The 23,832-nt window shown below is 67.3% G+C and carries 19 protein-coding genes; 12 read left to right on the forward strand and 7 right to left on the reverse strand.

Annotation, left to right across the window (positions count from 1 at the left end):
* Positions 1-9 precede the first annotated feature (9 nt).
* The 3 genes from bcp to WDC82_RS10665 all read left to right on the forward strand — a co-directional run bounded on the left by bcp (position 10) and on the right by WDC82_RS10665 (position 2,361).
* On the forward strand, positions 10-471 hold the full coding sequence (gene bcp / locus WDC82_RS10655; protein WP_340117283.1) for a thioredoxin-dependent thiol peroxidase: 462 nt from the start codon (positions 10-12) through the stop codon (positions 469-471).
* 4 nt (positions 472-475) lie between these two features.
* Positions 476-1,273 carry a ferritin-like domain-containing protein gene (locus WDC82_RS10660; protein ID WP_340117284.1) on the forward strand — a complete coding sequence of 266 codons (798 nt, stop codon included), beginning with the start codon at positions 476-478 and terminating at the stop codon, positions 1,271-1,273.
* Positions 1,274-1,416: 143 nt separating this feature from the next.
* The gene (locus WDC82_RS10665; protein ID WP_340117285.1) at positions 1,417-2,361 is read left to right on the forward strand and encodes a DMT family transporter; all 945 of its coding nucleotides are present in this window, start codon (positions 1,417-1,419) and stop codon (positions 2,359-2,361) included.
* A gap of 15 nt (positions 2,362-2,376) precedes the next feature.
* Here WDC82_RS10665 and WDC82_RS10670 read toward each other — a convergent pair whose 3' ends face one another.
* The 4 genes from WDC82_RS10670 to WDC82_RS10685 all read right to left on the reverse strand — a co-directional run bounded on the left by WDC82_RS10670 (position 2,377) and on the right by WDC82_RS10685 (position 9,137).
* The gene (locus WDC82_RS10670) at positions 2,377-3,753 is read right to left on the reverse strand and encodes a hypothetical protein (RefSeq protein ID WP_340117286.1); all 1,377 of its coding nucleotides are present in this window, start codon (positions 3,751-3,753) and stop codon (positions 2,377-2,379) included.
* A gap of 57 nt (positions 3,754-3,810) precedes the next feature.
* A protein-coding gene (gene prfB, locus WDC82_RS10675; RefSeq protein WP_340117287.1) for a peptide chain release factor 2 occupies positions 3,811-4,936 on the reverse strand; the annotation gives its coding sequence in 2 pieces (ribosomal slippage) (positions 3,811-4,866 and positions 4,868-4,936; 1,125 coding nt in all).
* A 140-nt stretch (positions 4,937-5,076) separates the two neighbouring features.
* Positions 5,077-7,470 carry a penicillin-binding protein 1A gene (locus WDC82_RS10680; protein ID WP_340117772.1) on the reverse strand — a complete coding sequence of 798 codons (2,394 nt, stop codon included), beginning with the start codon at positions 7,468-7,470 and terminating at the stop codon, positions 5,077-5,079.
* A 377-nt stretch (positions 7,471-7,847) separates the two neighbouring features.
* Positions 7,848-9,137 carry an N-acetylmuramoyl-L-alanine amidase gene (locus WDC82_RS10685; protein ID WP_340117288.1) on the reverse strand — a complete coding sequence of 430 codons (1,290 nt, stop codon included), beginning with the start codon at positions 9,135-9,137 and terminating at the stop codon, positions 7,848-7,850.
* 801 nt (positions 9,138-9,938) lie between these two features.
* Here WDC82_RS10685 and WDC82_RS10690 point away from each other — a divergent pair.
* Together WDC82_RS10690 and WDC82_RS10695 are read left to right on the forward strand one after the other, a co-directional pair.
* On the forward strand, positions 9,939-12,809 hold the full coding sequence (locus tag WDC82_RS10690) for a ribonuclease E/G (protein WP_340117289.1): 2,871 nt from the start codon (positions 9,939-9,941) through the stop codon (positions 12,807-12,809).
* A gap of 147 nt (positions 12,810-12,956) precedes the next feature.
* Complete coding sequence (locus WDC82_RS10695) at positions 12,957-13,688, forward strand: hypothetical protein (RefSeq protein ID WP_340117290.1); 732 nt, start codon at positions 12,957-12,959, stop codon at positions 13,686-13,688.
* A gap of 4 nt (positions 13,689-13,692) precedes the next feature.
* On the opposite strand, the gene WDC82_RS10700 is transcribed toward WDC82_RS10695, so the two are convergent.
* Both WDC82_RS10700 and WDC82_RS10705 read right to left on the reverse strand, forming a co-directional pair.
* Positions 13,693-14,844: an aminotransferase class I/II-fold pyridoxal phosphate-dependent enzyme gene (locus tag WDC82_RS10700; protein WP_340117291.1), complete on the reverse strand. Its 1,152-nt coding sequence runs from the start codon at positions 14,842-14,844 to the stop codon at positions 13,693-13,695.
* A 54-nt stretch (positions 14,845-14,898) separates the two neighbouring features.
* On the reverse strand, positions 14,899-16,482 hold the full coding sequence (locus WDC82_RS10705) for a gamma-glutamyltransferase (RefSeq protein WP_340117292.1): 1,584 nt from the start codon (positions 16,480-16,482) through the stop codon (positions 14,899-14,901).
* Between the two features lie 190 nt (positions 16,483-16,672).
* Between WDC82_RS10705 and WDC82_RS10710 the strand changes: the two genes are divergently transcribed.
* From WDC82_RS10710 to WDC82_RS10740, 7 genes are all read left to right on the forward strand, one after another.
* Complete coding sequence (locus WDC82_RS10710) at positions 16,673-17,944, forward strand: M48 family metalloprotease (RefSeq protein WP_340117293.1); 1,272 nt, start codon at positions 16,673-16,675, stop codon at positions 17,942-17,944.
* A 150-nt stretch (positions 17,945-18,094) separates the two neighbouring features.
* On the forward strand, positions 18,095-18,880 hold the full coding sequence (locus tag WDC82_RS10715; RefSeq protein ID WP_340117294.1) for a DsbA family protein: 786 nt from the start codon (positions 18,095-18,097) through the stop codon (positions 18,878-18,880).
* 99 nt (positions 18,881-18,979) lie between these two features.
* A complete protein-coding gene (gene aroQ, locus WDC82_RS10720; RefSeq protein ID WP_340117295.1) occupies positions 18,980-19,438 on the forward strand; it encodes a type II 3-dehydroquinate dehydratase in 459 nt (152 codons plus the stop codon).
* Positions 19,438-19,884: an acetyl-CoA carboxylase biotin carboxyl carrier protein subunit gene (locus WDC82_RS10725; protein WP_340117296.1), complete on the forward strand. Its 447-nt coding sequence runs from the start codon at positions 19,438-19,440 to the stop codon at positions 19,882-19,884. The genes aroQ and WDC82_RS10725 overlap by 1 nt, the downstream gene beginning before the upstream one ends.
* Before the next feature lie 15 nt (positions 19,885-19,899).
* On the forward strand, positions 19,900-21,243 hold the full coding sequence (gene accC / locus WDC82_RS10730) for an acetyl-CoA carboxylase biotin carboxylase subunit (protein ID WP_340117297.1): 1,344 nt from the start codon (positions 19,900-19,902) through the stop codon (positions 21,241-21,243).
* 19 nt (positions 21,244-21,262) lie between these two features.
* Positions 21,263-21,913, forward strand: coding sequence for a leucyl/phenylalanyl-tRNA--protein transferase (gene aat, locus WDC82_RS10735; RefSeq protein WP_340117298.1), 651 nt, complete (start codon positions 21,263-21,265; stop codon positions 21,911-21,913).
* 133 nt (positions 21,914-22,046) lie between these two features.
* A complete protein-coding gene (locus tag WDC82_RS10740; RefSeq protein ID WP_340117299.1) occupies positions 22,047-23,354 on the forward strand; it encodes a hypothetical protein in 1,308 nt (435 codons plus the stop codon).
* A 41-nt stretch (positions 23,355-23,395) separates the two neighbouring features.
* On the opposite strand, the gene WDC82_RS10745 is transcribed toward WDC82_RS10740, so the two are convergent.
* Entirely contained in the window at positions 23,396-23,800 is a 405-nt protein-coding gene (locus WDC82_RS10745; RefSeq protein WP_340117773.1) for a DUF2155 domain-containing protein, read from the reverse strand.
* Between the last annotated feature and the right edge of the window lie 32 nt (positions 23,801-23,832).

A 23,832-nucleotide genomic window follows, 5' to 3' on the forward strand; every position in this document is an offset into this window, starting at 1 on the left:
AGGACGGAGATGGTTGAAATCGGAAAGAAGGCGCCGGCCTTCAAGCTGCCGACCGACGGCGGCGGCACCGTCGCCCTGAAGGATCTCAAGGGCCAGAAAGTCGTGCTCTACTTCTATCCCAAGGACGACACGCCGGGCTGCACCACCGAGGCCTGCGGCTTCCGCGACGCCTTTCCCGACTTCACCAAGGTCGACGCCGTCATCATCGGCGTCTCCAAGGACAGCGTCGCGCGCCACGACAAGTTCAAGGGCAAGTACGAGCTGCCCTTCACCCTCGCCTCCGACGAAGACGGCACGGTCTGCGAGGCCTACGGCACCTGGATCGAAAAGTCGATGTACGGGCGCAAGTACATGGGCATCGACCGCGCCACCTTCCTGATCGACGAGAACGGCGTGCTGCGCGGCGAATGGCGCAAGGTGAAGGTGAAGGGGCACGTCGACGAGGTGCTCGCCGCGGCCAAGGCGCTGTGATTTCGTGAACACCCTGGCGCAGGCGGCCGTCGCCATTCTGGAGACCGCCGACCCGGCGGCCAAGGCGACGCTGGCGCGTGAGGTTGCGGCGGCCTGGCGCGGCGGCGACCTCGCCGAGGTCGGCACGGCAACGCCGCCGGCGCGCCCGGCGCGGCCCGCGCGCCCGGAGCTGAAGCGCGCCACCGAGGTTCCCAAGCGCAAGATCACCCGCGGCACCGCCGGGCGCGGCGCCCTGCTGCACGCCCTCGCGCATATCGAACTGAACGCCGTCGACCTCGCCGCCGACATCCTTGCCCGCTTCACCGCGGAGGACCTGCCGCGCGCCTTCTACGACGACTGGCTCACGGTCGCCGACGAGGAGGGCAAGCACTACCTGCTGCTGGCCGACCGCCTCGCCGCCCTGGGATTTGCCTATGGCGACCTGCCGGCGCACGACGGCCTGTGGCAGGCTGCCGAAGAGACCGCGCACGATCTCCTGGCGCGCCTCGCCGTGGTGCCCCTGGTTCTGGAGGCGCGCGGCCTCGATGTGACGCCGGCGATGATCGGCAAGCTGCAGAAAGTCGAGGACCTGGAGAGCGCCGCCGCCCTCAAGGTAATCTACGACGAGGAAATCGGTCACGTCGCCATCGGCAAGCGCTGGTTCGATCACCTCTGTGCGCGCCGCGGCCTTGATACGACGCAGACGTGGCAAGCCCTGGTGCGCCGCCACTTCCGCGGCCAGCTGAAGCCGCCCTTCAACGAAGCCGCCCGCGAAGCGGCCGGCCTGCCGGCAGACTTCTACGCCGCGCTGGCGATGGAGTGAGCAGGAAACACAGCTGTCGTCCCCGGGAACAAGGCCCGGGACGACAGCGGCTTCCTCGGAGGCAAATCAACAATCCATCATGGCACCCCTGCCGCTTCGGCGTTTGACCCCGCGGTTGGCAGCCGCTACAGGCTGAACCCACGATGACGGCAGAAGACAGCACCCGCGACCCGGCGCGGCAGACGACGACCTGGTTCGGCCTCAGCGAGCGTCGGCTTGCCCTGATCCTGCTGTTCGTCGCCCCGGCGCTCTTTGCCTCCAACATGCTGACGGCGCGCGCCACCCACGACTTCTTCCCACCGGTGGCGCTCGCCTTCTGGCGCTGGAGCGCCACCTTCGTGCTGCTGCTGCCGTTCACCGCCGGCACCCTGTGGCGCTACCGCGCCGCCATCGTTGCGGAATGGCGCGACGTCCTGGTGCTGGGGGCGCTGGGCATGGGGGTCTGCGGCGCCTTCGTCTACATCGGCGCCGACACCACCTCGGCCACCAACATCGGGCTCATCTACGCCGCCTCGCCGATTCTCATCGTCGTGCTCGCCCGCGTGTTCTACGGCGAAGCCCTGGGCCTGCTGCAGGGCGCCGGCATCCTGCTGTCGCTCGCGGGTGTGGTGGCGATCGTCTGCCGCGGCGAGCTGGCGGTGCTGCTCTCGCTCAGCTTCGCGCCCGGCGATCTCTGGATCGTCGCGGCGATGGCGGGCTGGGCCTTCTACGCCGTGCTGCTGCGCCACCGGCCCTCGGCCCTGCCGATGATGGCGCGCTTCGCTGCCATCGCCGGCGGGGGCATCCTGATCCTGCTGCCCTTCACCGTGGCCGAGGGTCTTTCCGGCGCGCTGCCGCTGTGGGACGCCCGCTCCTTCGCCACCGTCGGCTTCCTCGCCGTCGTCGCCTCCTTCGGCGCCTACCAGGTCTATGCCCTGGTGCAGCGCATCCTCGGCGCGGGCCCGACCAGCCTGCTGATGTACCTGATCCCCGTCTACAACGGCGTGCTGGCCTACCTGCTGCTGGGCGAGGAACTGCACAGCTATCACCTGCTGGGGGCCGCTCTGGTGCTGCCGGGCATCTTCCTGGCGACGCGCAAAGCCGCCTGAGGCGCTCTAGCCGAGCTAGGCTTCGACTTCGGAGATGAACGCCTCGAACTTGCCCGCACCGCGTTTGGGAAGCGCGTCCAGGTAGGTCAGCTTCACCTCGAAGATGTCGCCGAAGATCTTCGCGACGAGGGCCTTCTCGGCGGCCTCCTCCTGCGGCGTCAGCGGCTGCGACACCACCATCAGCTTCTCGATCAGGGCGACGCTGCGCTGGATATACTGGTATTCGCGCACCTTGGTGCCGAGGCCGCGAAAGTCCGCCTGCGCGCCCGGGTCGGGAAACCCCGATCGGCCGTCCGGCAGGATCAGCCGGTTGCGTTTGCGCCCCGGCACGCGCGTCACCACCGGCAGGCCGCGCCCGCAGGCGCAGGCGCCGCCAGCCTCGGCGTAGTCGCCCAGCTCGTAGCGGATCAGCGGCGTCGCGAAGTTATGCAGGCTGGTGACCAGCACGCGGCCGACCTCGCCGGGCTGGCAGGCGCGCCCCGCCTCGTCGACGATCTCCAGCAGGACGCTTTCCGACTGCACGTGGTAGACGTCGTGTTGCGGGCACTGGATGGCGAGATAGCCGGCTTCCTCGCAGCTGTAGGAGTCCTTCAGCGGCACGCCCCAGGCCTCGTCCACGATCCTGCGGACCTTGCCCGTCACCGTCTCGCCGACCGTCATCACCTGTTTCAGGTTGGAGAGCGCGATGCCGTGCGCCAGGCAGTAGCTGGCGAGCGCGGCGAGGTTCGACGGGAAGGAGATGAGGTAGTCCGGGGTCTCCCGCTGCAGCCAGGCGACCTGCTCGCGCGGCTCGCTGCCGATGTTGAGCAGCACCGCCGGCCCGGTCGGGTAGATCGAGCCCGAGGCGGGCCCCCAACTCTCGCTGCGGACGCCGGCCGGCGGCATCGCCGCTCCCTGGCGCACCCAGCGGATCGCCGCCAGCTTGCGGCTGAAATCGCGTTCCTGCCAGAGGTGCTCGCGCATCACGCAGGCGCGCCAGAAGATGCCGGTGACTTCGGTTCCGAAGAGGCGCAGCGGACGGCCGGTGGAGCCGGAAGTCTCGATCGCATGGCGCTTGCCGTGCGACTGCGGCAGCGCCGTGGTGTTCATCGCATCGCCTGCGCCCTGCAGCTCGGTGCGCTGCAGGACCGGCAGGCGCGCGAGGGTCTCGCGCGTCACCGGGGCCTGCGGATCGACGCCGGCGGCAGCGAAGCGCTGCTGATAGAACGGCACCGTCGCCGCGGCATGCTGGAACAGCAGGCGCAGCTGGCGGGCCTGGTGGAAGAACAGCTCGTCGGGCGTCAGCCACTGGGTCTGGTCGAACTGGTAGAGCAGCGACATCATCAGCGAGGCCATGCGCCCCGGGAAGGCCGGATTGACGATGCCGCTGACCCCCGAACGTGGAATGCGCAAGTCTCAGTCCCCCATGCCGGTTCAGCGCCGCGTTACCGCTCCGGCAGCCCCTCTCCTCTAGGCGTCGGCGCCCGAGCCGCTGCCCCCATCCAGCCGCGAGGCCAGCGAGGCCTCGAGGAAATCGTCGATGTCGCCGTCCAGCACGCCCTGGGCATTGCCCTTTTCCACCGCCGTGCGCAGGTCCTTGACCATCTGGTAGGGCTGCAGCACGTAGGAGCGGATCTGGTGGCCCCACCCGATGTCGGTCTTGGAGTCCGCCTCGGCCTGCGCCGCTTCCTCGCGCTTCTGCAGCTCGTGCTCGTAGAGGCGCGCGCGCAGCATGTTCCACGCCTGGGCGCGGTTCTTGTGCTGCGATCGGTCGCTCTGGCACTGCACCACGATGCCGGTCGGCATATGGGTGATGCGGATCGCGGAATCGGTCTTGTTGATATGCTGGCCGCCGGCACCGGAGGCGCGGTAGGTGTCGATGCGCACGTCCTTGTCCAGCACCTCGATCTCGATGGTGTCGTCGACCACCGGATAGACCCAGACCGAGGCAAAGGAGGTGTGGCGGCGCGCCTGGGAGTCGAAGGGCGAGATGCGCACCAGGCGGTGGACGCCCGACTCGGTCTTCAGCCAGCCGTAGGCGTTCGGCCCGATCACCTTCACCGAGGCCGACTTGATGCCGGCTTCCTCGCCCGCGCTCTCTTCCAGCCATTCCACCTTGTAGCCGTGCTGCTCGGCCCAGCGCACGTACATGCGCAGCAGCATCTGCGCCCAGTCCTGCGCCTCGGTGCCGCCGGCGCCGGCGTTCACTTCCAGGTAGGCGTCGTTGCCGTCGGCCTCGCCGGACAGCAGGCTTTCCAGCTGGCGCTTGGCGACGCGCGCCTGAAGGGCGTCGAGCTGGCTCTGCGCCTCGTCGATGCTGGCCTCGTCATCCTCGGCCTCGCCGAGCTCGGCCAGCGTCAGGGCGTCCTCCAGCTCGTGCTCGATGCCGTGGTACTCCTTCAGCGAATGCTCCAGATGGGTGCGCTCGCGCATCACCTTCTGGGCCCGCTCGGTATCGTTCCACAGGTCGGGATTCTCGGCTTCGGCGTTCAGCTCGTCGAGACGCAGGGTGGCGGCATCGACGTCAAAGATGCCTCCTCAGCAGGGTCAACGACTGACGAATCTCGTCGGCCACCGCTTGAATTTCGGCGCGCATGGGCACTCCTTGGGACAAAGACTGAGGCGCGCACCCGCGTTAGGCGAAGGCGGCCGGTTGCTGCAGGCTTTTGTATCGGATTTGGGGGGCAGCCGTACAGAGCTAGAAACGCCGGGCCGCCGCCGGCCGCGCGGGAGCGGTCAGTAGAGGCCGCCGGTGCCGCTGGCCGCGGTGCTGCCGGTCGAGGGGTTGTAGCCGCCGTCGATCACCACCTCGCGCCCGGTCGGCTCGGTGCCGGGCTTGAAAGCCTCCAGCACGACGTTGCTGTCGCCCGGGCGGGCGAGCTGGCCGGTCTCCGCGTTGATCCGCACCATGCGGATGCCCGGCGGGATACGGAACGGCACGGCGTCCTCCTGGGTCAGCGCCTCGGCCATGAAGTCCTTGAACAGCGGCGCGGCGACGTTGGAGCCGGTGTCGTTGGGCCCCAGGGTCTTCGGCTCGTCGAAGCCGACGAATACGCCGACCGCGAGGTCCGGGCTGAAGCCGACGAACCAGGTGTCGTAGTTGTCGTTGGTGGTGCCGGTCTTGCCGGCCAGCGGCATGCCCAGTTCGGCGATGCGCCGGCCGGTGCCGCGCTGGACCACGCCCTGCAGCATGCCGACGATCTGGTAGGCCGAGGCCGGATCGACAACCTGCTCGCGCTCGTCCGGCAGCGCCGGCGGCGCCTGCTCGTGCCAGGCCTCGACCCGGCAGTCGGGGCATTCGCGCGTATCGTGCCGGTAAATGGTGCGGCCGTGGCGGTCCTGTACGCGGTCGATCAGGGTCGGCGCGATGCGCTTGCCGCCGTTCACCATCATGGCGTAGCCCGTGGTGATCTGCATGAGGGTGGTCTCGCCGGCGCCGAGCGACATCGCCAGCACCGGCTCGAGGTTCTCGATGACGCCGAAGCGGCGCGCGTACTCGGCCACCTTCTCCATGCCGATGGTCTGCGCCAGCCGCACGGTCATCAGGTTGCGCGACTTCTCGATGCCGACCCGCATCGCCGTCGGGCCATAGAATTCCTTGGAGTAGTTCGACGGCTTCCACTTGCCGAGGCCGGGGCCCTGGTCGAGCACGAAGGGGGCGTCGAGGATGCGGGTCGCCGGCGTGAAGCCGCTGTCGAGCCCGGCCAGATAAACGAAGGGCTTGAAGGCCGAGCCGGGCTGCCGCTTGGCCTGTGTCACGCGGTTAAACTCGCTGCGGTCATAGGCGAAGCCGCCAGCCATGGCCAGCACCCGCCCGGTATGCGGGTCGAGCGCCACCAGGCCGCCGTTCACGTCGGGGATCTGGCGCAGCGCGTAGCTGTCCGCCGCCGCCGCCTGGTCGCCTTCTTCGCTATCAGCCTGGAGGGCTTCGACCAGCACGACGTCGCCGGCCTGCAGCACCTCGCCCGGCTTTTTCGGCTCGTTGCCGATGCGCTGGCCTTCGATCCACTTGCGCGCCCACTTCAGCGCGTCCATCGGGATGTGGCCGGCGTTGCCGTCGGACAGCATGATCTCCGCCTGCTTGGCGTCGGTCGACACCACGGCGGCGAGCTGCCAGCTGCCGTCGATGCCGACCGGCCGCTCGATCTCCTGCAGGCGCGACATCAGGTCGACGCCCTCGCCGATGGCGATCTGCTGCAGCGGGCCGCGCCAGCCGTGGCGGCGGTCGTAGTCGATCAGGCCCTCGCGCAGCACACGGTTGGCGATGTCCTGCAGGTGCGGGTCGAGGGTCGTGCGCACCGAGAGGCCGCCGGTGTAGAGGCTTTCATCGCCGTAGAGCCGCGCCAGCTCGCGCCGGGTCTCCTCGGCGAAGTACTCCGCCTTCACCACCTCGGCCTCGTCGCGCCGGTGCACGATCAGCGGCTCTTCAATCGCCGCCTCGGCATCGGCGGCGCCGATACGGCCGTCCTCGGCCATGCGGCCGACAACCCAGTTGCGCCGCGCCACCGCCGCCTCGTGCTTGTAGACGGGGTGGTAGTTGTTGGGCGCCTTGGGCAGCGCCGCCAGGTAAGCGGCCTCGGCGATGGTCAGTTCGTCGAGCGATTTGTTGAAGTAGTTGAGCGCCGCCGCGGCCACCCCGTAGGAGCCGAAGCCGAGGTAGATCTCGTTCAGGTACAGCTCGAGGATCGTTTCCTTGGTAAAGGCCTGCTCGATGCGGAAGGCCAGGATGGCCTCCTTGATCTTGCGCTCGTAGGAGACCTCGTTGGTCAGCAGGAAGTTCTTGGCGACCTGCTGGGTGATGGTCGAGGCCCCGACCGGCCGGCGGTTGGTGGCCAGATTGGCGATGTTGGTGACCACCGCGCGCGCCACCGACGTGAAGTCGACGCCGGGATGTTCGTAGAAGTTCTTGTCCTCGGCGGAGAGGAAGGCGTTGACCACGCGCCGCGGGATCGCCTCGATCGGAACGAAGACGCGCTTTTCCGTCGCGTACTCGGCCAGCAGGCTGCCGTCGCCGGCGTGGACGCGGGTCACCGTGGGCGGCGCGTAGTCGGCGAGCTGGCTGTACTCCGGCAGGCCGCGGCCGAAGTGGTAAAAGACGTACACCAGGCCACCGGCCCCGATGATCGCCATGACCACGCAAAGGCCGAGCACGACGCCCAGTACTTTGAAAGCTCTTCTCACGCTCTGATCTCCGCCGGCCAACGCTGCCGGGCCCTTCGGCCCGCCCCGGATTCCGCGCTCAGGGCCGCCCCGTTCAGGGCCGGCATGCTACGGCAAGAGGCGTTAAGGAACCTCAACCGCGAATGCAACCCTGAATGTCGCCGTTCAGCCGCCACGCTCCGTCTCGGGCGATCCGCCAGGATAACGGTCCGGCTGCGGTCCCAATTACGCACTATGGCACCCAAATGTGGCGGTCCTGTGGTTCCCCGCTGCGCGCGCTCCGGAGGTAACCCCCTGGCGCCGCAGCGGTTCCCTCGGCCGCAACCGGACCTCAAGGGCCGGCCCCGTCAGGTCCGGCTGGCCGCCTTCTGCCGTTCAAAATAGCCGTCAGTGGCCCGAATAATCGAGTCGATTATCTTGCTGCGGTGGGTCGGGTCGCGCAGCAGGCGCTCCTCCTGGCGGTTCGACATGTAGCCGATCTCGAACAGCACCGACGGCACCACCGGGGATTTCAGGACCGCGAAGCCGGCGAAGCGGTGCGTGTTGCGCAGCAGCTTGGTCTCCTGCCCGACCTCCTGCACCAGGTCGTTGGCGAACTTCTTGGACAGATTCATGGTCTCGCGCTGGGCCAGGTCAATGAGGATATTCCTAACATCGCCCGTCTGGTCGGTCAGATCGACGCCGGCCAGGACGTCGGCGGCGTTCTCCGCCGCGGCCAGGGCCGCGGCCTCCTGGTCCGAGGCGGTCTCCGACAGCGTATAGATCGAGGCGCCGCGGATCTGGCCGGAAGCGTGCACATTGGCATGCAGCGAGAGGAACAGGTCCCCCTTGGCCTCCTGGGCCACCCGGATGCGCTCGCGCAGTTTCAGGAACAGGTCCTTGTCGCGTGTCATCACCACCCGGTAGCGGCCGGTGGCCTCCAGCGCCCGCTTCAGGGCGAGGCCGTAGTCGAGGGTGAGGTTCTTCTCGTAGACGCCGGACACCCCCACGGCGCCGGGATCGACGCCCCCGTGGCCGGGATCGATCACCACGACCGGGCGGGCATCGGAAGGCTTGGGCTGCGGCAGCGGCGGCACCCCCGGCGGCAGGGTCGCCTGCTGGCCGCCCGCCCCATCGCCTGCCCGGTCGCCCAGGGAGGGCAGCGGTTCGTCGGACACGGTGGCCTCGCCGGTGGCGCTGCCGTCGGCGGCGAAATACTGCTGGCGCGTCGCCTGTTCGATGTCGATGACCAGGCGGTGCGGCTTGCCCTCGCGGGGCGGGATGACGAAAACCTTCTGCAGCAGCACCGGGCCGCTGACGTCCAGCACCACCCGGCTGGTGCCGGGGGCGAAGAGACCGAAGCGCAGGCCGGTAATCAGGCCGGTGGGTTGCGGTTCCTGGCCCTGCGGCAGGGTCCAGGCGACCTCCGGCAGGTCCAGCACCACGCGGAAGGGGTCCGGCAGGGTGAACACCCGGTAAGGCAGGTCCTCGCTCAGTTCCAGCACGAAGCGGGTGCGCTCCGGCGTCTCGCCGAGGCGGGCGGCGACCACTTCCGGCTTAGCCCAGGCCGCGCCCGGCGCCAGCGCGCTGCCCGTCAGGCCCATCAGCCCCGGTACTAGGAGGGAGGCCAAAAGCAGCAGGAGAGGCCGAAGCTTCAAGGTGTTTTCCTACATTTTGCGGCAGCTTAAGGTTACGCTACCAGATATACGCGAATCGCCGCCGCGCGGCCAAGCCCCTTAGAACCGGTCGCGCCGCCGGTGCCAAGCCGCCGTCTTCCCCGCGGAGAGGACCCCCGCAAAAATGGGCGGTATCGGCCGCCGCCGCAACCTCGCGGGGTCTCGGAGAGGCTCAAAAGGCCGCGATCCGCCCCCGCATCGCCCCCCGCATCGCCAGCGCGCCCTCTGCGGGCGCCGTTGCGACCCCGCGCCCCTTGCGGGCGCCGTTGCGAATAGAGGGTGGTATGCCATGCAGTTGCCTGATATTATTGCCCTCGCAAATCTCTTCGCCTCCCGAGCCTTTCCCCTGATTAGTGGCGTGGCAACGGGGCTGCGGCGCTCCCTTCGTGGTAGCCGCGCAGTCGGCGGAGCGCGGTCCCCCTATAAGGGGCAAGCGGCCGACTCCGGGCAAGGGATTGCAGACAACCGGGCCGCGTGGCCGCTCTCGCTAGCTCATTATCTTCGACAGCAGCGACACGATAGCAGTTACGTGGCTCCCCCAAATTCACGGCCTGGCCCTCATTTCATGTGTAGCGACCAGGCCGTCGAGGCGCTGACGGCGGCTTCGCGTTCAAACGGGCCGCACCGTCCATGACCTCGGAAAAGAGAGCATGCTCGTTCCGATGACGGTCCAGACAACGCAATTGTCGACCAAACGAGTTCCCCAGACTTTCGCGCCGCGGCCGGGAGACAGAAAGGCTGTCCCCGTGGTTCCCGCGTTGCGCGTTCCGGAGTTGTCCCTTTATGGCCAAACGTATGCTTATCGATGCCAGCCACCCGGAAGAAACCCGGGTGGTGGTTCAATCTGGCAATCGACTTGAGGATTTCGACTACGAAACAAGTTCCAGGAAGCAGCTTAAAGGCAATATCTACCTCGCCAAGATTACGCGGGTAGAACCCTCCCTGCAGGCGGCCTTCGTCGATTACGGCGGCAACCGCCACGGTTTCCTGCCGTTCAGCGAAATCCATCCCGACTACTACCGCATCCCCATCGCCGACCGCGAGGCGCTGCTGGCCGAAGAGGCCGCGCTGAAGTCCGAACCGGCCGACGAGATTCAAGACTACGGCGATAACGAACTGCCGGCCATCGAGGCGCCGGAAGATGCCGGCGCGGCGGACCGCAGCGAAGCCTCGTCCGAGCAGGACGACGACAACGGCGCCGAGACGACCGACGGCGCCGAAGACGACGCCCAGGCCGCAGAGGCCGCCGCCGGGAACGACGGTAGCGAAGCCGAAGAACAAGCCGAAGACGGTGAGGAGGTTGCGGCCGCTGCCGAGGCGCCGCGCGACCCCGAGCAGGTCGAGACCGAGGAGCGCGTCGATACCGTCGGCGGCGACGAGATGGAAGAGGCCCAGCGCCGCCGCGCGCAGCTGCTGCGCCGCTACAAGATCCAGGAGGTCATCAAGCGCCGCCAGGTGTTGCTGGTGCAGGTGACCAAGGAGGAGCGCGGCAACAAGGGCGCGGCGCTGACCACCTACCTGTCGCTGCCGGGCCGCTACTGCGTGCTGATGCCCAACACCAACAAGGGCGGCGGCATCAGCCGCAAGATCAGCAACGCCAGCGACCGCCGGCGCCTGAAGGGCATCCTCTCCGAACTCGACATCCCGGAGGGCATCGCCGTCATCGTGCGCACCGCGGGCAGCCAGCGTACCAAGCTGGAAATCCGCCGCGACTACGAGTACCTGCTGCGCCTGTGGGACAGCATCCGCCAGTCGACTCTGCAGTCGACGGCCCCTGCCCTCATCTACGAGGAAGCGAACCTCATCAAGCGCGCCATCCGCGACCTCTACAGCCGCGACATGGACGAGGTGCTGGTCGACGGCGAGGAAGGCTACAAGGCCGCCAAGGACTTCATGAAGTCGTTGACGCCCAGCCATGCCAAGAAGGTGCAGCAGTACAAGGACATCAACCACCCGCTGTTCCAGCGCTACCAGGTGGAAAGCCAGCTCGACGCCATGCACTCCAACACGGTGCAGCTGCGCTCCGGCGGCTATCTGGTGTTCAACCAGACCGAGGCGCTGGTCGCCGTCGACGTGAACTCCGGCCGTGCCACCCGCGAACGGCACATCGAAGAAACGGCGCTGAAGACCAATCTTGAAGCCGCCGACGAGGTGGGCCGCCAGTTGCGCCTGCGCGATCTCGCCGGCCTCATCGTCATCGACTTCATCGACATGGAGGAATCGCGGCGCAACCGCGAGGTCGAGCGGCGCCTGAAGGAGGCGCTGAAGAACGACCGCGCGCGCATCCAGCTGGGCCGCATCTCGCCCTTCGGCCTGCTGGAGATGTCGCGTCAGCGGCTGCGTCCCAGCCTCTTCGAGAGCTCGACCGAGACCTGCCCGCACTGCCGCGGCGACGGGCGCGTGCGCACCGTCGAATCGCTGGCCCTGCAGGTGCTGCGCCGGCTGGAGGAGGAAGGCATCCGCGAGCCCGGCGGCGAGATGAGCGTGACCGTGCCGACCCAGGTCGCGCTCTACCTGCTGAACAAGAAGCGGCACCACGTGGTCGCCATTGAGGAGCGCTACGACTTCAAGGTCTCGGTGGAAACCGACGACCACCTGGCGACCGACGCTTTCACCATCGAGCGTGACGGCGTGATCGCCGAGCGCCGCGTCGCCGCGCCCAGTGAAGAGCGGCGCGAGGAGCGGCGTGACGACCGCCGCGAGGGCCGGCGCGACGACCGTGGTGAAGGCCGCAGCGAGGGCCGCAGTGAGGGCCGTGGCGAGGGCCGGCGTGAAGCCGCCGGCGATGCCGAGGGCGAGGACGGCGAACGCCGCCGGGGCCGCCGCAGCCGCCGCGGCCGCCGGCGCCGCGACGACGATCGTGGCGGCGAGCGCGAGGACCGCCCCCAGGAGGCGCGGGGATCGGACTCGCGTGGCCGGGGCGGCCGCGACAGCGTCACCGAGGTGGACGAGGAAGAGACCGACGTCGAGCTCGAGGCGGAAGCCGAGCGCGGCGTGGATGCCGAGGCCAGCGAGGACGAGCAGAAGGCGGAGCGCAAGCGCAAGCGCCGCGGCAAGCGCGGCGGCCGCCGCCGGTCGCGCCGCCGCGACGACGAAACCTCGGGCGAGACCCGCGAAGCCACCAGTGAGTCGGAAGGCGGCGACGCCTACGAGGCCGAGACGGCCGAGACGGCCGACGGTGAAGGCTACGACGGCGACGGCGCCGGGGATGGCGCCCGGGCTGAAAGCGGCGGCGACGAAGAAAAGCCGCGCGGCCGCCGGCGCAGTCGCGGCAACCGGGGCGGCCGCAGCCGTGGCCGCGGCCAGTCGGGCGACGCCTCCGAGCCCGCCGAGGCGGTGTCTCAGGCAAGCGAGGAAGCGCAGGCCGAGGCGGACACGGAAGAGGCCGAAGAGTTCGGAAGCTTCACCAACGGCAGCCATGCCGAGCACGTAGCCGAACCGCTGCCGGCCGCCGCTGCGCCGACCGCGACCACACCGCCGCCCGACATCAGCGCGACCGACCCCAAGGTGGTGATCGAGTCGGCGACGCCGGGGACTTCCCCCTCCACCGAACAGGCCGCCGGCGAGGAGGTCGATACCCTCGAGCCGCCGCACAGCGACAAGGCCGAGGACGACCAGCCCAAGCGCCGCGGCTGGTGGAACCGCTTCGTCTGACGTCGCGACAGCCTGAAACAATGAACGGCCCCCTTCACTTGGAGGGGGCCGTTTTCTTTGTGTGTGGAAGCTTCATGATTGTGCGGCGGCATCGCACTCGCAAAGCACCGTCGCCGCGGTGCGCATGAGCGACCCGACTGAGCGCGCATGATGAGACGAACGCTTCTGAAGGCGGCACGGAACAACGCCCTGTGGTGCGATGCCGTCTGCCGTGCTCAGGGCGTTCCTGGCGAGTTCGGGGAAACGCTTTGGCTGAATCGGTTCGGCACGCCGCCCTTCTATCCCGACGTCGTCACCTTGGCGCCCGCCGAAGCGGCCACGGAGCAGGTCGAAGCAATTGCCGCGCTGGTCGCATCGCCTCGACACTCGGGTTGGTCGGTGAAAGACAGCTTCCGGTGCCTTGACCTGCACCGGCTGGGCTTTAGCGTCCTGTTCGACGCGGAATGGATCCTGTGGCCGCTGCCAGCCGATGATGCGGGGGAACGCCAGGCAGAGCTGTCCTGGGAAACGGCGCGTTCTGAAGCCGATCTGCAGATCTGGCACCGGGCCTGGGCAGGCGATGCAACCGCCGCCGAGGCATCGCGCTTCTTCACCGCAGACCTGGTAGCGCGCCCCGATGTGAGCTTTCTCTTCGCACCCGCCGACGCCGGTCCACTGTGCGGCGGCATATTGAACGAAGGCGCGGGCGTTGTCGGCCTGTCCAACGTGTTTCACGCCGGGATCGATCCGGAAATCGTCTGGCGGGAACTCCCTCGCGAGGCGGCGCGGCGCTTCCCCGGCCTGCCCGTCGTCGGATATGAATCCGGCGATGAACTGACGGCAGCGCTGCGTGCCGGCTTCCAGTCGGCCGGTCCGCTGCGCATCTGGACCAAGGGCTGAAAGGCTAGCCCTTGATCCAACCCTGCAGACGCTTCGCCGCCTCGGCCATCGCCGCTTCGCGGCCGGCGAAGGAGAAGCGCACGAAATGCCGCCCGCGGTCGGGATCGAAGTCGATGCCCGGGGTCGCCGCGACGCCGATCTCGGCGAGCATGCGCTTGCAGAATTCTTCGCTGTCGTTGGTCAGGGCGGAGACGTCGGCGTAGATGTAGAAGGCGCCGTCGGCGGGCGCCAGGCGGTCGAGCCCCGCTTTGGGCAGTTGCTCCAGCAGCAGCGCGCGGTTGCGCGCGTAGGCGGCGACGTAGCCGTCGAGCTGGTCGCCGCAGTCGAAGGCCGCCTCCCCCGCGATCTGCGACAGGCAGGGTGCCGAGATGAAGAAGTTCTGGCCCAGGCATTCGGCCGGGCGCAGCAGGTCTTGCGGCAGCACCATCCAGCCGAGCCGCCAGCCGGTCATCGAGAAGTACTTGGAGAAGGAGTTGATGACGATGGCGTCGTCGCTGAGCTCCAGCGCGCTGACGCCGGGCTGGGCGAAGCAGATGCCGTGGTAGATCTCGTCGGACACCAGGCGGATGCCGTGGTCGCGGCAGTAGTCGACCAGCGCCCGCATCTCATCGCGCCCGACCATGGTGCCCGCCGGGTTGGACGGCGAGGCGACGATGAGGCCGTCGGGCGGCTTGGGCAGACGGTCGAGCAGCGCCGGCGTCGGCTGGAAACGGTGCTCGGCCTCGGCCGGCAGCAGCACCGGCTCGACGCCGAGCGCGGTCAGGATATTGCGGTAGGCCGGATAGCCCGGCGCCGCCAGGGCGACCCGGTCGCCGGGGTCGAAGGCGCCCAGGAAGGCGACCAGGAAGCCCGCCGAGGAGCCGGTGGTGACCATGACGCGGGCGGGATCCACCGCGGTGCCGTACCAGTCCTCATAGTGCCGCGCGATGCGCCGGCGCAAGGACGGCATGCCCATGGCATCGGTGTAGCCGATCAGGTGGCCGTCCAGGGCCTGCTTGGCCGCCGCCAGCACGCCGTCCGGCGCGGGGGTGCCGGGCTGGCCGACCTCCAGGTGCAGCACGTCGCCGCCGGCCGCCTCGCGCTCGTTGGCCGCGCGCATGACGTCCATCACGATGAAGGGCGGCACGCGGCCGCGGCCGGCGACCTTCAGCGCCATGGCGGAATCGCTTCCGTCATTGGCGCTTCCGTCGTCACTGGGCCCGACCCGCCGCTACTGCGCGACGACGGCGAGGCCGTGGCCGCGCTTGTCAGTCTCGACCAGGCAGCCGCCGGGCGCGACGCGCAATCCCTCCGGACAGAACAGCGCGTTGGCCCGGCCGACGCCGGACTCCGCGCGCAGATCGTGGCCGCGCTCGCGCAGGCCCGCCAGCACCGCCGGGTCGAGAGTCGGCTCGTGGTAGGTAACGTCCGGCGAACCGACGTTCACCACCCGTGGCGCCGCCACCGCCGCCTGCAGGTCGCCGCCGCCTTCCACACTGTCCAGCATGACGCGCGTCAGCGCCGCCGGGGCGGCCAGGCCGCCGCTGGCGGTGCCGGCGAAATACACCGTGCCGTTGAAGGGATTGCCGATGATCGCGGTGCTCAGGTTGTCCGCGCCGGGCACCGCCACCTTGGGCAGGATGACGCCGGTGCCGGGCACCGTGCGGCCGTCGCCGAACAGGCCGCTCATGGTGAAGCTGCAGGTGACCACCGAGCCCCACGCGTCGGCCACCACGAAGCCGGCGGTGAAGGGGTTGGAAACCGCGGGCACCGCCGCCGCCCCGGCTGCGGTCGGGGTGTGCTGGCGCGCGCTGTAGCCGGCCATCAGCCGCTCCAGCGCCGCCTCGGACACCAGCTCGCCGCCGCTGCCGGCATTGCCGCCGTCAGCATTGCCGCCGTCAGCATTGCCCCTGCCGCCCAGCCAGCCGCCGCGTGCCGCAAAGGCGCGCTGGCCGGCCTCCGCCAGCAGGTGGGCGCGCTCCGCCGGCCCGGCGCCGGAGTAGTTCTCGACCTCCGTCAGCATGCCCCACATCTGCGCGGTCAGCAGCCCGCCGCTGCCCGGCAGCGGCGGGAAGTAGGCGACGTTGTCGCCGTAGGGAACGGCCAGCGGCGCGGTGACGGTGGGCACCGTCTCGCGCAGGTCCTGGACGGTCAGCGGCAGGCCGATCCCGTTGGCCGCCTCGACGAAGCGGTTGGCAAAGGCGCCGGTATAGAGATAGCCGGCGCCCTGGCGGCGCAGCCCGGAGATCAGGCCCGACAGCTCCGCGCGGACGATCTCGTCGCCCTCGCTGGCCAGCGTCCCGGCCCGGTTCGAGAAAGCGGCCTTGAGGTCCGGACTGGCCGAGACGAAGGTGGCCGCCGCGTCGAGGTCGGTCACAAAGGCACGGCTGGCGCCGGTGCCGACGCGGGCGAGACGCTCGGCGTCGCTGAGCAGCAGCTCCCAGCGCTGGGCGCCATGGCGGGCGTGGAGCACCGCCATGGCGCGCGGCCCGGCCAGCTGCGGACGGCCCGGCGCGGCCGGATCCGGCAGGAACAGGTAGGCCTCGTCGAAGGGATCGCCCTCCTGGAAGCCGAGGCCGCTGTTGTGGGCCAGGCAGGCGCCGCCCCCGGCGATGCCGACGCGTGACGGCAGGGTCACGGTCATGGTGAAGTACATGGCCACCGCCGCATCGGCGGCGGTGCCGCCGTTGCCGAGGACGTCGCGCCCGATGGTCACCGCGCGCGGCTCGTCGCCGGCGACCAGGCCGGCGAATCCCTCGACCGGGGCCAGCACGCCGGGTTCGCGCACGCCGTCGCAGGCGGCCAGGGCCGTCACACTTATGCCCAGGAGAGCTGCTACCTTTAGGCCTTGCGGGGATACCTTACGTTGAAAAAACCGTAAGAGATGGCTAGGTATGGTGATGAAAGGCGAGAAAAAACCCTTGCGCAAACCGCCCATTCCTTTGTTCTGCGTGTTATTGCTCTTGTTCGGCCCTCTGCTGCCGCAGCGGGCGGCCGCCGAACAGATGCAGCTGATTCGCGATGCGGAGATCGAAAATACCATCCGCATCTATGCCACGCCACTGTTCCAAGCCGCCGGGCTGAGCCCCCAGGGCATCACGCTCTACCTTGTAAAGGACCGCGCACTCAACGCTTTTGTTGCCGGCGGCCTCAATATGTTCATCAACACCGGCCTGTTAATCGAGACCAAGGAGCCGGGCGAGGTGATCGGCGTGATCGCCCACGAAACCGGCCATATCTCCGGCGGCCATCTGGCGCGCAGCGGCGCCGCATTGGATCAGACCTACGCGACCCTGATCGCCACCTACCTGCTGGGCCTGGGCGCCGCGCTGGCAACGGGGGAAGCCGGCGTCGGCGCGGCGGTTCTGAGCGGCGGCCAGGACATCGCCCTGCGCGGGCTGCTGCAGTACACCCGCACCCAGGAAACCTCGGCCGATCAGGCGGCGGTCAACCTGCTGCGCGCCACCGAGCAGTCGCCCCAGGGCCTGATGAACTTCATGGAATCGCTGAGCGGCCAGGAAGTGCTGCTGACCAACAACCAGGACCCTTATCTGCGCACTCACCCGCTGACCCAGGACCGCATCGACTTCCTGCGTCAGGCGATGCGCGAGTCGCCCTACGCCAACAAGCCGCCGGACCCCGAACTGGTCGTCCTGCACAATCGCATGCGGGCCAAGCTGATCGGCTTCCTGGAGCCGCTGAACCAGGTGCTGCGCCAGTATCCGCTGAGCGACACCAACCTGCCGGCGCGCTACGCCCGGGCCATCGCCTACTACCGGGTCCCCGACATCGACAAGGCGCTGGCCGAGATCGACGCCCTGCTGGCCGAGCAGCCCGACGATCCCTATTTCCGTGAACTGAAGGGCCAGATGCTGCTGGAGCACGGCCGGGTCGCCGAAGCGGTGCCGGAGTACCAGTCGGCGGTGCTGTCGCTGCCGGATTCGTCGCAGATTCGCCTGGCCCTGGCCAGGGCCCAGATCGCCCTGGACAGCCGCGAGATGGACCGGGCGGCGCTGGAGAACCTGACCGTCACCCTGGCCCGAGAGCCCAGCAACGCCGGCGCCTGGCGGCTTTCCGCCATCGCCTACGGCCGCCTCGGGGACCAGGCGATGACCGCCCTCTCCCTTGCCGAGAGCGCCCTGGCGCGCGGCAAGTACGTCGAGGCGCGCGACCGGGCCGACCACGCCGCCGGCCTGCTGCCCGAGAACACCGCCTCCTGGCTGCGCGCCCAGGACCTCAAGAATGAGGCGGAGCGCCGGCTGAAAAAGCAGAACTGACGGCGTCCATCGGATTTTGCGGCCCCTCGCTTGACCATCCTGTGATTTGCGCAACGCCGTCGCTTTCCGCTATCACTGAACCTCGGCAAGGGGATCAACGCCCAGCGAGCGCGTGCAGCCCCCCGAAACCCCAAGCTGGCTAACTTCAATATGCTGAAAACAAACGCCTTTCTCCGCTCCCGGAAGATCCCGCTGCTGGCCATGGCGCTGGCGCTCGGCTTGGCAGCCCTGCCGCAGGCCCCGCGGGCCCAGGAGGCCGCAAGTCCCCTGGCCGGCATGGAAAAGGAGGCCGTGGAGCAGTTGGTCCGCGAGTACCTGCTGGCCCACCCGGAGGTCGTGGTCGAGGCCCTGCAGCGCTACGAGCAGCAGCAGCAGGCCCTGGAGGCCGAGCGCCTGAAGGAAGCCCTCGACGCGGCGGGTCCGGCATTGGTCGCCGACCCCGCCGACCCGGTGTTGGGCAACCCCGACGGCGACGTCACCCTGGTCGAGTTCTTCGACTACCGCTGCCCCTACTGCAAGCGCATGACCGACACCCTGGCCGCACTCATCAAGGAAGATTCCAACCTGCGCGTGGTGATGAAGGAATTTCCGATCCTCAGCCGCGAGTCGGTGCAGGCGGCGCGCGCCGCCCTGGCTGCTGAGCGCCAGGGCAAATACGAGGCTTTCCATTTCGCGCTGATGGAAAACGGCGGCAGTTTCACCGACGACGAAATCCTGGCGGTCGCCGAATCGGTCGGCCTCGATGCCGAGGCGCTGCAGAAGGACATGCAGGATCCATCGATTACGGCGGCGCTGCAGCGCACCAACGCGCTGGCCGAGAGCATCGGCATCACCGGCACGCCGGCTTTCGTCATCGGCGACACCATGATCCCCGGCGCCACCAGCCTGGAGGCGCTGCGCGCCCAGATCGCCGAGATCCGTGCCAAGGCGAGCTGAGTCCGTGCCGTTGTCCGCCCCGACGCAGGCAATGGCGCGTTGCGCCCGCCGGTCCGCCTATGCTAACGCTTGTCGGTCTGGATCAACGGGGACGCGCAAGTGGCCAAGGCGCCGAAAGTTCTCATCCTCAACGGCCCCAATCTGAACATGCTCGGCAGCCGCCAGCCCGAAGTCTACGGGCGGGAAACCCTCAGCGACATCGAGGAAAGCTGCCGCCGCCATGGGAAGAGCAAGGGGCTCGCCGTGACCTTCCGCCAGTCGAACAGCGAAGGAGAGCTGGTCGGCTGGATTCAGGACGCGCGCGACAGTCACAACGCGATCGTCATCAATCCGGCCGCTTACACGCACACCTCGGTGGCGATCATGGACGCCCTCCTCGCCGCCGAACTGCCGTTGATCGAGGTGCACCTTTCCAACATCCATCGGCGCGAAGCTTTCCGGCATCATTCCTATGTGTCGAAGGTAGCAGACGCCGTCATCTGCGGTCTGGGGTCCCAGGGATACCTGATGGCTCTCGACGCGATGGCGCAGCGCCTGAACGCTGAGCAAGAGACGTGATGGCAAAGTTCGAAGTCAATGAAGAGTTGGTCCGCAAGCTGGCGGACCTGCTGCAGGAAACCGGACTCAACGAGATTGAGTACGAGGTCAACAACCACCGCATCCGCGTCGCCAAGAACGCCGGCGTGACCACCGTCGCCGCGCCCGTGGCTTCAGCGGCACCTGCGGCGCCGGGGTCGGCCGCGCCCGCCGGCGGGCCCGAGGCGATTCCCGCCGGCGCCATCACGGCGCCGATGGTGGGCACCGTCTACGTCGCCGGCGAGCCCGGCGCGCCGCCCTTTGTGAAGGTTGGCGACGAGATCCGCGAAGGCCAGACCCTGCTGATCATCGAGGCCATGAAGGTGATGAATCCGCTGGTCTCGCCGCGCGCCGGCACCGTGAAGCAGATCATGATCAGCGACGGCCAGCCGGTGGAGTACGGTGAGCCTCTGCTGGTCATCGAGTAGGCCCGCCTGAGCGCGATGTTCGACAAGATCCTCATCGCCAATCGCGGCGAAATCGCTCTGCGGATCCACCGGGCCTGCCGTGAGATGGGCATCCAGACGGTGGCCGTGCACTCGACCGCCGATGCGGACGCCATGCACGTGCGGCTGGCCGACGAGTCGGTCTGCATCGGCCCGGCGCCCAGCAAGGACAGCTATCTCAACGTCCCGGCGATCCTGTCCGCCGCCACCATCACCGGTGCCGACGCCATCCATCCCGGGGTGGGTTTCCTGTCGGAAAATGCCGACTTCGCCGCCATGGTCGAAGAGCACGGCATGGTCTTCATCGGCCCCTCGCCCAAGCACATCGCCATGATGGGCGACAAGGTGGTCGCCAAGAAGACCGCGCAGGAACTCGGCATTCCCGTCGTCCCCGGCTCGCCCGGGGCGGTGATCTCCGCCGAGGACGCGCGGCGGATCGCCGACGACATCGGCTATCCCGTGTTGATCAAGGCCTCCGCCGGCGGCGGCGGGCGCGGCATGAAGGTGGCGCAGAACGCCGGCGAGGTGGAGACCGCCTATCGCCTCGCCCGCCAGGAAGCCAAGGCCGCCTTCGGCAACGACGAAGTCTACATGGAGAAGTATCTCGGCAAGCCGCGCCACATCGAGGTCCAGCTGCTGGCCGACGGCCAGGGCGGCTCGATCCATCTGGGTGAGCGCGACTGCTCGCTGCAGCGCCGCCACCAGAAGGTCCTTGAGGAAGCGCTCTCGCCGGCGCTGAACGCCGCCGAGCGCGAAGCGATCGGCACGCGCGTCGCCGAAGCGATGCGTGATCTCGGCTACCGCAGCGCCGGCACCATCGAGTTCCTCTATGAAGACGGCGAGTTCTACTTCATCGAGATGAACACCCGCCTGCAGGTGGAGCACCCGATCTCCGAGGCGATCACCGGCGTCGACCTGGTGCGCGAGCAGATCCGCGTCGCCGCCGGCCTGCCGCTGGACCTCAAGCAGAAAGACATCACCTTCTCCGGCCACGCCATCGAGTGCCGCATCAACGCTGAGAATTCACAGACCTTCATGCCCTCGCCGGGCCTGGTGACCGACTACCACGCCCCCGGCGGCCTCGGCGTGCGCGTCGACTCCGGGCTCTACGCCGGCTACCGCATCCCCTCGACCTACGACAGCCTGATCGCCAAGCTGATCGTCCACGGCCAGACCCGCAACGAGTGCCTGATGCGCCTGCGCCGCGCCCTGGAGGAGTTCGTCATCGTGGGCGTCGACACCTCGATCCCGCTGCACCAGCGGCTGATCGTGGCGCAGGACTTCATCAACGGCGACTACGATATCCACTGGCTGGAAAAGTTTGTCGCCGGCGCCGCCTAGAATTATATGATTCGGCGTCATGCAGCTGACGCCCGACCTTCTGCTCCGCGCCTATGCCATCGGGATCTTCCCGATGGCCGAGAGCCGTGTCGACCCGGAGTTGCATTGGATCGACCCGGACATGCGCGGCATCCTGCCGCTCGACGGCCTCCACCTGCCGCGCAAGCTACGCGCCAGGATACGACGCGGCGTCTTCGACGTGCGCTGCAATACCGCCTTCCACGACGTCATCCTGGGCTGCGCCGAGCCGGCGGCGAACCGCCCGGATACCTGGATCAACCCGGTGATCGAGCAGCTCTACAACGAGCTTTATGAGATGGGTTTCGCCCACTCGGTGGAGTGCTGGCGCGACGGCGAGCTTGTTGGCGGCCTCTACGGCGTCTCGCTGGGCGCCGCCTTCTTCGGCGAGTCGATGTTCAGCCGCGCGACCGACGCCAGCAAGGTGGCCCTCGCCCATCTGGTGCTGCGCCTGCGCAAGGGTGGATTCCTGTTGCTCGACACGCAGTTCACCACGCCGCACCTGAGCCGCTTCGGGGTCTACGAAATCCCCCGCGAGGACTACCGCCGGCTGCTCACCAAGGCGGTCTCCGGCCAGGCCGAATTCTATTCCGGAGCGGTCTCGGAGGACGAGCTGGAGGCCTTCTTGCAGTCGACCACCCAGACGTCATAGACCGGATATACAAGCACTTATCTCAACTATCGCTTGCACGGAATGACTACTAGTTGCCGTTGCATGGGGCAATCTGGCAATCTATCAACGGTTGTCGATTTCTCCACCCTCGCGACCAACAGGGAGCATCGGAATGACAGGGGCTAAACTACCAGAATTGCCGAAAGGAAGCGAGTTTGAGGAACTCGTCGCCGGCATATTGCAGACAGGTGGAAATTTCACTGAGCGTAAGATCATCGAGCGCGACAAAGTGGACATTCTTGAGCTCGACATAATTTCCACCGACTACAACGATAAGCTTCCAAATTTGAAGCTCGTCGAAGCTAAATCTGGCAGCTGGGGCAGTTCCGACGTCTTCAAGATTTGCGGCTGGATGACTTACCTCAACATTCCAAATGGACTGTTGGTGACGCTCAGCAATCGAGACCACATCGACCGAATCCAAAAGAGGGCCGAAGCGCTCGGGATCGACCTACAGCCTTTGGAAAACCTTAAGAAAGCACCAATGCAATTGGCCGCTCACACCGATGGCAATCCGCTTGACTCTAGAGATGTATCCACGTGGCGATTTTCCTACTGGGTGGAACGGAATCTCCTTAAGAAGCTAAAAGCATCTCAAAAATCTCCAGGTAACGCTCATCGATATGATGCGATGTGGAACTACTTTTACGAACTCACCAGCGGAATTTTCTTTACCAGAAATATAGTTTCGAGACTTGAATCACTCTACGATCTCTATGCGAAGTATCCACGCCTCAGCGCCCGTTGTTCCGCTGAAATGTCTGGAAAGGACTTTGACGGCGACGCTTCCCAGATAGAAAATGACCACTTCAACCGTACCTTCTACGATTGCGAATACAACGACTTACAAATTTCGTGCTTTGTGGAGCATATGGCTCGCTTATCCATTCTAAAAGCTGCGGTCGACTATGTCTTGTACAGTAGGATGGGTGATGAAGAGCGGACGAAGAAAGAGTGGGAAATCTTCGGATCAACATATGACTGGTTTGAAGCACTTCCCGGCTCTTTTCGGTCGGGACTAGATGAAATTAAGGACGACCCATTCGTCCACAGATATCCAATTCTGTGGCAGTGGTTCATGTGGGTTTTTGGCGGATTTTTTCTGTGCGACTACGAAGAGCAGGAGATTGCACTTCTAGCTGAGAAGTCCCGCATACCACCAAACCAGGTTCAGCGCGCCCTTGAATGCTACGACTTGTTATTTCCGACAGACGGTGGCTGGTTCCGCGGCCCTACATCGACATCCAACATGCGATTCCTAAACTTGTTTCCTGTTCCGTTTAGAGGAGTAGGCGCGAACTATCGAAGACTCACGTACTGTAAGAAAGGTACCTTTGACGAGCTACAACTGTCAAAGCGGTACACACTGAAAGATGTGATCAAGGCCAATAACCTTACAGTTAAGGTTCTATCCAGCTAGCTTTAGCTGCTCACAAGGGCGGTCTCCGGCCAGGCCGAGTTCTATTCCGGAGCGGTCTCGGAGGACGAGCTCGAGGCCTTCTTGCAGTCGACCACCCAGACGTCATAGACCGGATGCTCCAGCGCCGAGATGGCGGGGCTGGAGGCGAACATCCAGCCCTTGAAGAGTTCCACCGAAGGCGAGTCCGGGCGGACGTCGACGATCTCCAGGAAAGCCGTGCTCTCCGGGGTTTCCTCCGGCGGTTTCTTGTCGCAGGACCGCGCGATGATCTCCAGCGAGCCGAAGCGGACCGGCTGGTTCAGCGGCGCCTCGAAGGTCGAGATGCGGGCGGTGATCTTGTCGAGGCCCTGCAAGACGGCGATGTCGCCGGCAATGGCGCCCGCCGGCCCGGCCAGGGCCGCCGAGACGAGGCAGGATGCAAGGGAAAGCGGGATCGCCCGGATCACGAAACTCAACCGTCTGTTCCTTCTTTGGCCGG

This window comes from Pelagibius sp. 7325, assembly GCF_037652055.1.
GTDB lineage: Bacteria > Pseudomonadota > Alphaproteobacteria > Kiloniellales > Kiloniellaceae > Pelagibius.